This is a genomic window from Streptomyces sp. NPDC025273, from assembly GCF_040638585.1.
Classification (GTDB): Bacteria; Actinomycetota; Actinomycetes; order Streptomycetales; family Streptomycetaceae; genus Streptomyces; species Streptomyces cinereorectus.
Map to the genome: position 1 here is coordinate 122,862 of NZ_JBEZYP010000012.1, position 13,253 is coordinate 136,114.

Consider the following 13,253-nt stretch of genomic DNA (forward strand, 5'->3'; position numbering starts at 1 on the left):
CACACACCGTACGATGGGTGGCGATGACCAGGCGGACTGAGCGGACGGACCGGAGACGGGGCGGATCCACCCCGGTCCTCGTGCTGGGCTGGCTCCTGGCCCTGGTGGCCGTGTCCTTCTGCTGCGTCCCGTCCGCCACGGCCGCGCCCGGGGCCGAGGCTCCCGCCGCGTCCGCCGTCCGTGCCCTCACCCAGGTGCCCTCCGCCGACGTGTCCGTCGTCAGGGCCGAGGCTCCGGGCGAGCGGGGTCCCGGCAGTTCCTGCCACGGCGCGACGAGCCACTCGGCGCCCGTCGTGCTCCCCGGTCCCGCCGCACCCGTCGCGCTCCCCCGCACCTCGGTCGTGACCCCGGTGGATCCGCTCACCGGCGCCACCGCCATCCGGGGGCCCTCCAACGACGGTGTGCGCTCGGTCGATCATCTCCGTCTGCAGGTCCAACGGGTCTAGAGGCTTCCGGGTCCGCCCTTCCCCCGCCGCGATCGGCGCCCAGGGCCGGCCTCCCCATGCCCCTTGCCCCCGCAGGCGCGTGTCCAGGCCTGCGTTCCGCTGAACCCGAGGACCTGACATGGCTTCCGCCAAGAACCAGAACAGCCCTGCCGCCGCGCGCCGCGCCAAGCTGGAGGAGGCCCGCCGCAAGGAACGGGCCATCGAGCGCCGCAGCCGCATCATCACCATCACCGCCGCCGTCGTCGTGGTCGCCGGACTGGTCGCCGGGGGCGGCTACCTGATGTCCGCCGCCGACGAACAGGACAAGGCAGAGGAGCAGGCCAGGACCTCCCCCGTCACCGGTGAGCGGTCCTGGGACAAGCTGGAGCAGGACCACGTCCAGACCCCGGTCGACTATCCGATGAACCCGCCCGTCGGCGGTGACCACAACCCGGTCTGGATGAACTGCGACGCGGACGTCTACACCGAGGCGATACCGAACGAGAACGCGGTCCATTCCCTGGAGCACGGCGCCGTCTGGGTCACGTACAACGACAAGGCGAAGGACGCGGACGTGAAGGCGCTCGCCGAGCGGGTCTCCAGGACGCCCTACTCGCTGATGAGCCCGGTGGCCGACCAGAAGGACCCGCTGATCCTCAGCGCATGGGGCAAGCAGCTCACCGTGAAGGGCGCCACCGACGCACGCGTGGCCCAGTTCTTCACCAAGTACGTCCAGGGCGCACAGACTCCCGAGCCGGGTGCCGCCTGCAGCGGCGGGGTCGCCAAGTGACGTCGGCCGCGCGCGCCCCCCGTTCCCTGGTGGTCGCGGGCGCCGTGGTGTTCCTGGTGGCGGTGGGGCTGGTGCTGATGATGGTCGTACGGCCGTCCTCGGCCTCCCCGTCCGGCTCCGGGGTGTCCGCGCCTGCCGAGAGTTCGGCCGATGTGGGGTTCGCCCGGGACATGTCGATCCACCACCAGCAGGCGGTGGAGATGGCGTTCATCGTGCGGGACCGCACCGACGACGAGGACGTCCGGCGGCTCGGCTACGACATCATCAACACCCAGGCCAACCAGCGCGGCATGATGCTGGGCTGGCTGGAGACCTGGGGCAGGCCCAAGAGCTCGGACCGGCCGCCCATGGAGTGGATGGGCCACACGGTCACCCCCCGGTCCGACGGTTCCCTGATGCCGGGCATGGCCACCGATGAGCAGCTGGAGCGGCTGCGGGCAGCCGAGGGCCGGGCCGCCGAGGTGCTGTTCCTCCGGCTGATGACCGTCCACCACCGGGCGGGCGCCGACATGGCGCTGGCGGCGGCCGGCGCGGCGGGCACGGACGAGATCAGGAACCTGGCAGCGGGCATGGCCCGCGCCCAGGAGTCGGAGACAGCCCTCATGGCCGACATGCTGAAGGCCCGGGGCGCGCGGCCCTGAGCCGGCGAAGGCCGTGGTCCGGTCCCGGCGGCGCCGCGTGGCCGCCGGGACCGGACCGTTCGCGGGAGGGGCGCGAATTCATCTTCCGCCCGTTTGCCTCACACCGGTCCGACACCTGGACACCGGGCCTTCGCCGGACACTTCCTGGCAAGTCATGAACATGCCCTCTCACGACAGGAAGCATCCGTGCGTATGCACCGCTCCCCGCGCCTGACGGCCACCGCCCTGATGGGCGCGGCCCTCATCACGCTCGTCCCGCTGTCGTCCGCGCAGGCGAAGTCGTTGCCCGCCGTCGGTGCCACGGCCGAGACGAAGGCGTTGTACGACGACGAGGCGGGCGGCAACGCCAACGCCGACGACCCGGCGATCTGGCGCAACGACGCCGACCCCGGTCGCAGCCTGGTCGTCGCGACCGCGAAGGAGGGCGGGCTCCGGGTCTACGGCCTGGACGCCTCGCTCGTGCAGTCGATTCCCGCGCCGCCGGCCGCCACCGAGGACGACGCGCCGGGCCGCTTCAACAACGTCGACCTCGTCACCGGCCTGCGCACCCCGGCCGGCCGCGCGGACGTGGCGGTGGTGAGTGACCGGGGCAACGACCGCCTCCGTGTCTACCGCGTCGACCCGTCGCGCCCCGGACAGCCGCTGAAGGACGTCACCGACCCGGCCGCCGGCCCGGTCTTCTCGGCGGACCAGGCCGAGATCAACGACCAGCGGACCGCGTACGGGCTCGCCGCCTGGCAGGACCCCAGGACCGGACGTTCGTACGCCCTCGTCAGCCGGCGCAACACCACCGATCTCGCGCTGCTGGAACTGCGCCCGACGGCATCGGGCACGGTCGGCTACGAGAAGGTCCGCACGCTCTCCCTCCCGTCGTCGTTCCGCCTCCCGAACGGCACGCCGTGGACCCCGTGCGGTGAGCCGGGCGAGCTGCCGCAGGTCGAGGGCATGGTCGTCGACCCGGCGAACGGCACCCTCTACGCGGGCCAGGAGGACGTCGGCATCTGGCGCATCCCGGCCGGTCTGGACGGCCGCCCGGTCCTGGTGGACAAGGTCCGCGAGTACGGCGTCCCGGGGACGTACGACCCGGAGACCGAGGAGTGCGCGCCGGGCACCGACCCCGGTTTCGGCGGCAAGCGGCTGGCAGCCGACGTGGAGGGCCTGACGCTCTTCCGCGAGCCCGACGGCGACGGCTATCTGATGGCGTCCAGCCAGGGCGACGACACCTTCGCCCTGTACGACCGTGAGGTCTCCGAGGACAACGAGTACGAGGGCGGCTTCCGGATCACCGCCGCGTCGGGCGACCTCGACGGCAGTGAGGAGTGCGACGGCGCCGCGGTGCTGAACGAGCCACTCGGCGACCGCTACCCGGACGGGCTGCTGGTCGTCCAGGACGGGCACGAGACCTCCGCCGCGGGCGACGAGGAAGGCCGGGAGGCGACCGGCTTCAAGTTCGTCGACCTGGGAGCGGTGACGGACGCGGCGGACATGTGACCGTGCGCCCTGCCCCCGGACCGGGGCACACGGTGGGCAGGAGCCCGCGCACCGCGAACTCCTGCCCACCGGGCGTCGCATAGGCTCGTCGATGACATGAAGAGCTACCTCACGCCCCTGGGGTCCAAGGCGGACAAGGACACCGTACGGCGCCACAACCTGAGTCTCGTGCTGCGCGCGGTACGGGACGAGGGCGGCGAGGCCACCAGAGCCGGTGTGTCGGCCCGGGTCGGGCTCACCCGGGCCGCGGTCTCCTCCCTGGTCGAGCAGCTCCTCGACAGCGGCTTCCTCACCGAGTCGGGCAAGACCTTCAGCGGGCAGGCCGGGCGCCCCGGAACGGCGCTGAAGGTGGCACGCACCGGCCCCGCGGGGCTCGGTGTGGAGGTCAACATCGACTACGTCTCGGTGTGCGTCGTGGACCTGGCCGGCACCGGCCGGGTCCGGCAGACCGAGCATCTGGACAATCGCGGTGCCCCGCCCGAGGAGGTGCTGGCCAGGGCGGCCCGGATGGCCGCGCGCACCCTGGACTCGGCGCGGGAGCAGGACCTGTACCCGGTCGGGGCCACGCTCGCGCTGCCGGGTCTCGTCTCGGGCGGTTCGGTGCGCCAGGCACCGAACCTGGGCTGGAACCAGGTCCCGGCCGAATCCCTGTTCGCCGAGGCGCTCGCCGCGCTGCGCCCCGGCACGGCCCCGCTGCCGGTGCGCTCGGAGAACGAGGCGAATCTGGCGGCACTGGCGGAGCTGTGGTTCGGCGGGCTCGACTGCCGCACCTTCCTGTATCTGACGGGCGAGATCGGTGTCGGCGGCGCCCTGGTGCTGGACGGCCGGCTGCTGCGCGGTGCGCACGGCTTCGCCGGGGAGATCGGCCATGTGGTGGTCGACCCGGCGGGTCCGGAGTGCCGGTGCGGTTCCCGCGGCTGCCTGGAGCAGTACGCGGGCCAGTCCGCGCTGCTGCGGGCGGCCGGGGTCGAGGAGTCCGGCGGCGGAGCGGCCGGGGTGCTGGAGCTGGAGCGGCGCGCCCGGGCAGGGGACGCGCGGACCGTCGCCGCGGTGGGCGAGGCCGGGCGGATGCTGGGGCGGGTGCTGTCGGGCGCGGTCAATCTGTTCGACCCGGACGCGGTGGTGCTCGGCGGGATGTACCGGGGCCTGATGCCGTGGCTGTCGGCGCCCGCCGACGAGGAGCTGACGGGCCGTGTGGTGTCCGGCCTCTGGTCGCGTGGCAGTGGCCGGCTGCGTGCCTCGTCCGTCGCGGGTGACGCGGCGCGGGGTGCGGCGGCCCTGGTGGTGCAGGACGTCCTGGCCGACCCGGTGGCGTACGCCCGGCCAGCGGCCCCTCCCGAGGCCGTCGCGGACCGCACCTCGTAGCCACTGAACCCACAGCACGGACTCGACCGGGCCGAGAGTGCGCGGGTGGCGGTCCACGAGCGGGTCGCTGCCCTGCCTGCCCGGGGACCACGCCGGAGCTGAGCCCGTCCGCGGGGGCGTCCCGCCTCTTCCGTCCGCCTTCCCCTGCGTCGGATCCCGGCACAGGACGCCCCGTACATTTGTTCATTCGCATGACTAATCTGGAACGAGGCGACCCGGGACGGCAACCACGCGCGCGACGAAACGAGGGCCGCCTCTGTTCCGGACGCCTCCCATCACGTAATTTGTTTGTCGCACGACCAAAATCGGCCAGACCGAAACCGCACACGCGCCACCCGCACACTCACCACCCGCACGAGAAGAGGTAGCCCATGCCGCCGCGTACCGTCGTCATCGGCGTGGACAGCTCCACCCAGTCCACCAAAGCGGCAGTCACCGACACCGAGACCGGTGAGCTGCTCGCCGTCGGCCGCGCCCCGCACGTGGTCACGGGTGAGGGCGGGGCACGCGAGAGCGACCCCGAGGTCTGGTGGCGGGCGCTGTGCGACGCCGTCGCCGCCGGGCTCAAGGAATCGGGCCTCTCCGCGTCCCGCGTCGTCGGCATCGCCGTCGCCGGGCAGCAGCACGGCCTCGTGGTCCTGGACCGGTCCGGCCGGCCGCTCCGCCCGGCGCTGCTGTGGAACGACACCCGTTCCGCACCGCAGGCCGCGGCCCTCACCTCCGCCCTGGGCGGGCCGGAGGCCTGGACCGCGCGGACCGGTTCGGTGCCGGTCGCGGCCATGACGGCGACGAAGTGGCAGTGGCTGCGCGAGAACGACCCGGCGAACGCCGAGGCGACGGCCGCCGTGCGACTGCCCCACGACTTCCTGACCGAGCGGCTCGCGGGCACCGCGGCGACCGACCCGGGCGACGCCTCGGGCACCTGCTGGTATTCGACCAACACCGGTGGCTACGACTCGGAGCTCCTCGACCTGCTCGGCCTGGACGTCTCGATGCTGCCCCCGCTCGCCGCCACCGGCGCGACCCGCATCGGTTCGCTGACCGCAGCCGCGGCCGAGGCGCTCGGCCTCCCCGCCGGGATCGCCGTCGCGGCCGGCACGGGCGACAACATGAGCGCCGCCGTCGGCCTCGGACTGGGCGGTGCCGGGCTCCTGGACCACCCCGTCCTCAGCCTCGGCACCTCGGGCACGGTCTTCGCCGCGTCCCGGGCCCGGCCGGCGTCCCCCGCCCTCTCCGGCTTCGCTGCAGCCGACGGTACGTACCTCCCCCTGGCCTGCACCCTCAACTGCACCCTGGCCGTCGACAAGGTCGCCACCCTGCTCGGCCTGCACCGCGACGACGCGGCTCCCGGCGGCGAGGCCGTCCTCCTCCCCTACCTGGACGGCGAGCGCACCCCGGACGTGCCCACCGCGTCCGGTCTCCTCACCGGACTCCGGCACGACACCACTCCGCAGCAACTGCTCGGGGCCGCCTACGAGGGCGCGGCCTTCACCGTGCTGCGCGCGCTCGACGAACTGCTGCGGGCGTGCGGCCTCGACCCGGCCGACCCCGAGGTCGCCGGCCGGCCGCTGCGGCTGATCGGCGGCGGCGCCCAGGGCCGCACCTGGGTGGAGACGGTACGCCGTCTCTCCGGGCGTCCCCTGATCGTGCCCGGCAGCGGCGAACTGGTCGCCCTCGGCGCCGCCGCTCTCGCCGCGTCGGCGGCCGGCGGCGGCGACCCGGTGGCCGTGGCCACCCAGTGGAACGCGAAGGCCGAAGACGCCCGACTCCCTGCGGTGGAACGGGACACGGAGGCCTGGGACCGCATCGGTTCGGTGCTGGACCGGGCGACCGGGCCACTGCTCGGCGGGTGAGTCGCGGACCCCGATCACGGTCCGCCCGAACGGTTTTGGGGATGGTCACGGATCTTCAATAGGATCCGTCGATGATCATAAGAAAACGGCTGACGGCCGGGGTGGGCATCCTGCTCGCCACCCTGGCCGCCGGGCTCGGCACCGCGCTCCCGGCCGCCGCCGACGAACCCTCATCCGCCGCCTCCCCCAAGGTCGAACTCGTCCTTGACGTCAGCGGTTCCATGCGCACCCGCGACATCGACGGCCAGTCCCGGATGTCCGCCGCCAAACAGGCCTTCGACGACGTGCTGGACGCCGTGCCCGAAGAGGTACAGCTCGGCATCCGGACGCTCGGTGCCGATTACCCGGGCGACGACCGCAAGGTCGGCTGCAAGGACACCGAGCAGCTCTACCCGGTCGGCCCGCTCGACCGCACCGAGGCCAAGACCGCGGTCGCCACGCTCGCGCCGACCGGCTGGACCCCGATCGGGCCCGCACTGCTCGGCGCGGCCGACGATCTCGAGGGCGGGGACTCCACCCGTCGGATCGTCCTGATCACCGACGGCGAGGACACCTGCGGACCGCTCGACCCGTGCGAGGTCGCGCGCGACATCGCCGCCCGCGGGATCCACCTGGTCATCGACACGCTGGGCCTGGTGCCCGACGCCAAGATCCGGCAGCAGCTGACCTGCATCGCCGAGGCCACCGGTGGTACGTACACGGCCATCCAGCACACCGAGGAACTCTCTGGCCGCGTCAAGCAGTTGGTGGACCGGGCCGCGGAGCCCGTCGTCACCCCGGTGGCCACCGAGGGCGCGGGCAGCTGCTCCGCGGCCCCCCAGCTGAAGGCCGGGCTCTACACCGACCGCCAGGAGTTCGGGAAGCACCGCTGGTACCGGGTGGACGTGCTGCCCGGTCAGGAGCTGCGCGCCTCGGTCAGCGTGGCGGCGGACCGCGCCGTGAACAACGACTACGGCGTACTGCTGCGCGCGGTGACCGTGCACGGCCGTGAGATCGTCCGGGGCGCGGAGTCCGGCACCGGGCGCACCGACGCGATCTCCTCCGGCCTGCGCTACCCGAGGGCAGAACAGGACGACGTGGACGGCGACGTCGAGCCCGCCGCCGAGACCGTCTGCCTCCAGCTCAGCAACTCCTTCTCGGCGCCCTCGTCCGTGAAGACCACCCCGGGCATGCCCGTCGAGCTGACCATCGACCTGGTGGGCGCGCCCGACGACGCCGCCGACGTGGCCGCGTTCGGCCTGGGCCGCGGCTGGTGGCTGTTGGGTGTCATGGTCCTGACCGGGCTGGCCGCCGGCCTGGTGTTCGGCTGGATCTCGCGCTGGCGCGTCGCCGTATGGAGGACCAACTGATGCACACCACCATCCGCGGCAACAGCGTGAAGCGCGGCTTCGTGGGCGCCCTGCTCGCCGGTGTCACCCTGTTCACCTCGGCGTGCGGGGCTGTCGCCGACGATCCCCCGGCGAGCGCGAGCCCGGCCGAGGGCGACGCGGCAGGGCCGACGGAGGCGGGCACGGCCTTCCGTACCGCCACGGCGATCCAGCAGGAGCAGACCGCCACCGCGGACGCCTCCACAGGTGACTACCTGTACTGGGTGTTCCCCGCCGACGCCGGCCAACGCCCCACCGTCCGGGCGAAGGTCACCCTGCCCGAGGACACGGCCCGGAAGGGCACGTCGACCTGGCAGGTCGACGTGTACGACGGACTGCGCCGCCGCCAGGCCTGCGCTTACGGCCACCAGACCAGGAAGGCCACGCAGGACGCGAACACCGTCGAGCTCTCCTGTGTGCTGCGCACGGTGCGCGCCTGGTCCGAGCCGTGGGCCGACGACCCGCTGCCCGGCAGCTACTACGTGCGCCTGACGGTCCTCGACGCGCCCGAGGAGGACCTGGGCCTGCCGGTCCACGCCGAGACCGAGGTCACCTCCGTCGGCACGGGCGGCGCCCACGACGTGGACGGCACGCTGGCCGAGCCGCTGGTGCCCGGCGCTTCGTCGGTCGGACGGCCCGCCGACGGCGACGTCGGTACGGAGCGCCCCCGGGTCTCGCTCGGCAGCGAGCCGGAGGACGGCTGGGCCTCGGGCTGGTGGACCGGCCGCTGGCTGTGGACGGTGGGCGGCGGTGTACTCGCGGCGCTGGCGGCCGTGTTCGGGTACGGCCTGACCCGCGGCGGCGGGCGCCCGTCCCGGGTTCCGCCGGGCGTCTGAGCCCCCCGCGCCCGTACGCCACCTGCCGACCGCGCCTCCGTCCTGTTCCGGGACGGAGGCGCGCTCGTCCGTCCCCACCGGACGGGCCGGGTGCTCCGGGGCCGGCCGGACCGGGAACCGGGACCACCGGCCCGATGCCGGCGGCACCCCGTCTGCGACTCTTGTTCCAGGAGTTCGGCACTTCCCGTCGCGGAGACCGCGGCGGCATCCCAGGAGGCACCATGCCCGGCACCATCACCGTAGGACTCGACGGAACCGACCACGCCCTCGCCGCCGCGGACTGGGCGGCGCACGAGGCGGTGCGAGGGGGCCGGGACCTGCGGCTGGTGTACGCGTGGGTCTGGCGCCCCACCGACACGGCCTACGTCGGGGACCGCGCGGCCGAGGAGCGCGTGCTGCGCACCATGCTGAGCGAGGCGGAGTCCCGGGTGACCGCGGCCCACCCCACCCTGAGCGTCTCCTCCGAGCTGGTGGTGGAGGACCCGGTGCCGGCGCTGGTCGCGGAAGCCGCACGGGCCGAGATGCTGGTGCTGGGCTCTCGCGGCTACGGGACCCTGACCGGCTATCTGATCGGCTCGGTCTCCCTGCAGGTGCTGCGCCAGACGGCCCGGCCGGTCGTCATGGTGCGCGGGGCGGAGCAGGACGCCCCCGCGCAGCAGTCCGCCGGTGAGGTGGTCGTCGGCGTCCAGGACGCGAGCGAGGCCGCTGGACCGGTGCTCGACTTCGCCTTCGCCGCCGCCGCGGAGCGGGGGACGCCCCTGCGCGCCGTGTACGCCTGGAGCATCCCCACGGTTCTCCTCTGGAGCCCGGGGTCCATGTGGCTGGCCGAACAGGAGGGCGGGCTGGAGCCGCTGCACCGGCAGATCCTGGCCGACGCCCTGGCGCCCTGGCGCGAGAAGTACCCCGAGGTCGACGTCGTCGAACACGTCGAAGCCGGCTCGGCCGCCGAGGTCCTGCTGTCCCACAGCAGCCCCGACGGTCTGCTCGTCGTCGGGCGCCGCACCCACGAAGCGGGCCTGCGCCGACTCGGCGCGGTCACGCACGCGGCACTCCACCACGCGCGGTGCGCGGTCGCGGTCGTGCCCCACGCCTGAGTTCCTGCGGCCCGTGCCTCACTGCCCCTGGTGGGCCACCACCGCGACGGGCGGTGAGGCATGGTGCATGACGGCGTGCGCGACGTGGCCGATGTGCGAGCCCAGCGGTGCACGCCGGACACGGCGGCCCACGACCACCAGGTCGGCGCCCTGGGCGGCGGCCGTGAGCTGCCCCGCCGCGGAACCGAGGACCGGCTTCTCGATCACCTCGACGGTGGGGAACTTCTGACGGTAGGGCAGCAGCATGTCGCTGAGCGACACGGCCACCTGTTCGGCGATGTCCTTCCGCAGGGTGGGATCCAGGACGGGGTACAGGAGAGCCGAAGGCATCGTCCAGGCGTGCACGGCGGTGAGGGGGGCGCCTCGCCGTGCCGCCTCCTCGAAGGCGAACGTGAGGACCGGAACGCAGGACTCGTAGATGTCCACGCCGACGACCACGCCGCCGCCCCCGGCCGGCTGCCCGGCGTCGGGCGCCGGCTCCGCGGACGCCGGCGCCCGTACGAGGACCACGGGCTGTTCGGTGGCGGCGACGGTCGCCATGCCGACCGATCCGATCAGGAACCCCGCCACCGCGCCGAGACCGCGTGAGCCCAGCACCAGCAGGTCCGCCTCGGCGCCCTCCAGCGCCAGCGCGGCGGACGGGTGCCCGCCGCGCCGCAGCGTGGTGACCTCCAGCCCGGGGTGGCGCTCTCGCAGCGTCCCGGCCACCTCGTCGAGCAGCGCGTCGGCCCACCGCTGTTGCACCTCTTCCGAGGCCATGGGAACGGCCGCGGTCGTCGGATACTCCTCCGCGTGCACGAGCCGCAGTGCCGCCCCCCGCAACAGGGCCTCCAGCGCCGCCCATTCGGCGGCGGCACGGCTCTCCGGAGACCCGTCCAGTCCCACGGTCACTCTGTGCATCACGACACCTCGTCCTCTGAGAAATCCGTACTGGGTTGCTGTGACGACGCTACACGGAGCGATTCCCGTCCGGCCGCCGCCCAGGCGTGGCACCCCGGCCGGCACCGCGTTCCCACCGCTGGGCAGCCGTGCCGGGCCGGCACCACTCACCGACTCCCCGTCACTTCGGGGAAGATGGCCGGTGCTCCCCGCGTCGGCGCGCCCGGGTGCGATCTCCGGATCCTCCCGGAGCGCAGGTACGCAGGGACGGGCGGACCGGGAGAACGTGACGGCGGTACGGGGCGGGCGACCGGCCGGGTGACACCGCCCGGAACGAATTGACCTCAGCCTTGCTTCTGGTTTTAACGTTCTGAGTGCGCCCGGGCCGGCCGCCCGGAACCAGGTATCGGCCCCTCATATTCCGGAGGCACCTCCCCATGGACATGGAAGTCACCGCGTGGACATCGCTCCACAGCGCGATGAACGCCCAGCAGGACCGCAGACCCTTCTCGCGGGCCACGCTGGGCCGCATCATGGCGTTCGCCCGGCCGCACGGCCGGCAGATCCGCCGCTTCCTGCTGCTCAGCGCGGTCACGGCGCTGCTCGCGGTGGCCACTCCGGTGCTCGCCGGCCGGGTCGTCGACGCGATCGTCCAGGGTGAGGAGGCCGGGGTGGTCGTCCGGCTCGCCCTGCTCATCGCCGTCATCGCGGTCGCCGAGGCCGGGCTCGCCCTGCTCATCCGGTTGCTGTCGGCCACCCTCGGGGAGGGGCTGATCCTGGATCTGCGGACCGCGGTCTTCGACCACGTCCAGCGGATGCCGGTGGCCTTCTTCACCCGCACCAGGACGGGCGCGCTCGTCAGCCGGCTCAACAACGACGTCATCGGCGCCCAACGGGCCTTCAGCAACACGCTCTCCGGTGTCGTCTCCAATCTCGTCACCCTGCTGCTGACCCTTGCCGTGATGCTCACCATCTCCTGGCAGATCACCCTGCTCGCCCTGGTCCTGCTGCCGGTGTTCGTCGTCCCCGCCCGCCGGATGGGTTCGCGGATGGCGGGGTTGCAGCGCGAGGCCGCCGCTCACAACGCCACCATGGGCACCCAGATGACCGAACGGTTCTCCGCCCCCGGCGCCACGCTCATCAAGCTCTTCGGCCGCCCCGCCGACGAATCCGCCGAGTTCGCCGTACGGGCCCGGCGGGTGCGGGACATCGGTGTCCGTACGGCCATGCTCCAGTCGACGTTCATCACGGCTCTCACCCTGGTGTCCGCGCTGGCGCTGGCTCTGGTCTACGGACTCGGCGGGTACTACGCCCTGCGCGGCACCCTCGAAGCGGGAGCGGTCGTCGCCCTCGCCCTGCTCCTGACCCGCCTGTACGCCCCGCTGACCGCCCTGGCCGGCGCTCGGGTCGAGGTGATGAGCGCGCTCGTCAGCTTCGAGCGGGTCTTCGAGATCCTCGACCTCGAACCGCTGATCGCCGAGAAGCCGGACGCCCGGAAGGTGCCCGACGGGCCGGTGTCCGTGGAGTTCGACGGGGTGTCCTTCGGCTATCCCTCCGCCGAGAAGGTGTCCCTGGCCTCCCTCGAAGAGGTCGCGGCCCTCGACTCCCGCGGCGGCACCGAAGTGCTGCACGACGTTTCCTTCAGGGCCGAACCGGGCCGGATGGTCGCCCTGGTCGGCTCGTCCGGGGCGGGAAAGTCGACGATCGCGCAGCTGCTGCCCAGGCTGTACGACGCCGACGCAGGCTCCGTACGGCTGAACGGCGTGGACGTACGCGATCTGACGGCCGCCTCGATCCGCGAGACGCTCGGCATGGTCACCCAGGACGGGCACCTGTTCCACGAGTCGGTGCGCGCCAATCTGCTGCTCGCCCGCCCCGGCGCCACCGAGGACGACATCTGGGACGCACTGCGCCGCTCCCGCCTGGACGGGCTCGTCGCCTCCCTGCCCGACGGGCTGGACACCGTCGTCGGTGAGCGCGGCTACCGGCTCTCCGGCGGCGAACGGCAGCGGCTGACCATCGCCCGGCTGCTGCTGGCCCGTCAGCGCGTCGTGATCCTGGACGAGGCGACGGCGCACCTGGACTCCACCTCGGAGGCGGCCGTCCAGGAGGCCCTGGCCGAGGCGCTGGAAGGCCGTACGGCGGTGGTGATCGCGCACCGGCTCTCGACGGTGCGGGCCGCCGACCTGATCCTGGTCGTCGAGGACGGCCGGATCGTCGAACGGGGCACCCACGAGCAGTTGCTGGCGGTCGGGGGCCGGTACGAGGAGCTGTATCGCACGCAGTTCGAGCGGCCCGGGACGGAGGAGGAGGCCCGGCCCGTGGCCGGCTGACAGACCGCCGCACCGCGGGCTCCCACCCGCGTCCGCCGTCGGTTGCCCCGGCGGCGGACACGGGCCGGGTCCCGCGAGCCCGGCCGGATCGGAACGTGTCGCCCGGTGTCCTGCGCCTGGTACAGGACACTCGCCCGGCACCTCACGCGCCCCGCACTCGCCGCGGCGGCGGGCCGGGC

11 protein-coding genes are annotated in these 13,253 nt (G+C 73.4%); 10 read left to right on the plus strand and 1 reads right to left on the minus strand.

Annotated elements, in window-relative coordinates:
- Positions 1-23: 23 nt before the first annotated feature.
- From AB0F38_RS20805 to AB0F38_RS20845, 9 genes are all read left to right on the plus strand, one after another.
- A complete protein-coding gene (locus AB0F38_RS20805; RefSeq protein WP_361895233.1) occupies positions 24-446 on the plus strand; it encodes a hypothetical protein in 423 nt (140 codons plus the stop codon).
- Positions 447-564: 118 nt separating this feature from the next.
- Entirely contained in the window at positions 565-1,215 is a 651-nt protein-coding gene (locus tag AB0F38_RS20810) for a DUF3105 domain-containing protein (protein WP_361895235.1), read from the plus strand.
- Complete coding sequence (locus AB0F38_RS20815; RefSeq protein WP_361895238.1) at positions 1,212-1,856, plus strand: DUF305 domain-containing protein; 645 nt, start codon at positions 1,212-1,214, stop codon at positions 1,854-1,856. Before AB0F38_RS20810 ends, AB0F38_RS20815 begins: the two co-directional genes overlap by 4 nt.
- Positions 1,857-2,042: 186 nt before the next feature.
- Positions 2,043-3,347, plus strand: a complete 1,305-nt coding sequence (locus AB0F38_RS20820; RefSeq protein ID WP_361895240.1) for a phytase — start codon at positions 2,043-2,045, stop codon at positions 3,345-3,347.
- Between the two features lie 96 nt (positions 3,348-3,443).
- Positions 3,444-4,712 carry an ROK family protein gene (locus AB0F38_RS20825; RefSeq protein WP_361895243.1) on the plus strand — a complete coding sequence of 423 codons (1,269 nt, stop codon included), beginning with the start codon at positions 3,444-3,446 and terminating at the stop codon, positions 4,710-4,712.
- A gap of 371 nt (positions 4,713-5,083) precedes the next feature.
- A complete protein-coding gene (gene xylB, locus AB0F38_RS20830) occupies positions 5,084-6,565 on the plus strand; it encodes a xylulokinase (protein WP_361895246.1) in 1,482 nt (493 codons plus the stop codon).
- 71 nt (positions 6,566-6,636) lie between these two features.
- On the plus strand, positions 6,637-7,914 hold the full coding sequence (locus AB0F38_RS20835) for a VWA domain-containing protein (RefSeq protein ID WP_361895249.1): 1,278 nt from the start codon (positions 6,637-6,639) through the stop codon (positions 7,912-7,914).
- Positions 7,914-8,768: a hypothetical protein gene (locus tag AB0F38_RS20840; protein WP_361895252.1), complete on the plus strand. Its 855-nt coding sequence runs from the start codon at positions 7,914-7,916 to the stop codon at positions 8,766-8,768. Before AB0F38_RS20835 ends, AB0F38_RS20840 begins: the two co-directional genes overlap by 1 nt.
- Before the next feature lie 221 nt (positions 8,769-8,989).
- The gene (locus tag AB0F38_RS20845) at positions 8,990-9,862 is read left to right on the plus strand and encodes a universal stress protein (RefSeq protein ID WP_361895255.1); all 873 of its coding nucleotides are present in this window, start codon (positions 8,990-8,992) and stop codon (positions 9,860-9,862) included.
- An 18-nt stretch (positions 9,863-9,880) separates the two neighbouring features.
- Here AB0F38_RS20845 and AB0F38_RS20850 read toward each other — a convergent pair whose 3' ends face one another.
- Positions 9,881-10,762 carry a universal stress protein gene (locus AB0F38_RS20850; RefSeq protein ID WP_361895258.1) on the minus strand — a complete coding sequence of 294 codons (882 nt, stop codon included), beginning with the start codon at positions 10,760-10,762 and terminating at the stop codon, positions 9,881-9,883.
- A gap of 416 nt (positions 10,763-11,178) precedes the next feature.
- Between AB0F38_RS20850 and AB0F38_RS20855 the strand changes: the two genes are divergently transcribed.
- Positions 11,179-13,074, plus strand: a complete 1,896-nt coding sequence (locus AB0F38_RS20855) for an ABC transporter ATP-binding protein (protein WP_361895261.1) — start codon at positions 11,179-11,181, stop codon at positions 13,072-13,074.
- Positions 13,075-13,253: the final 179 nt, after the last annotated feature.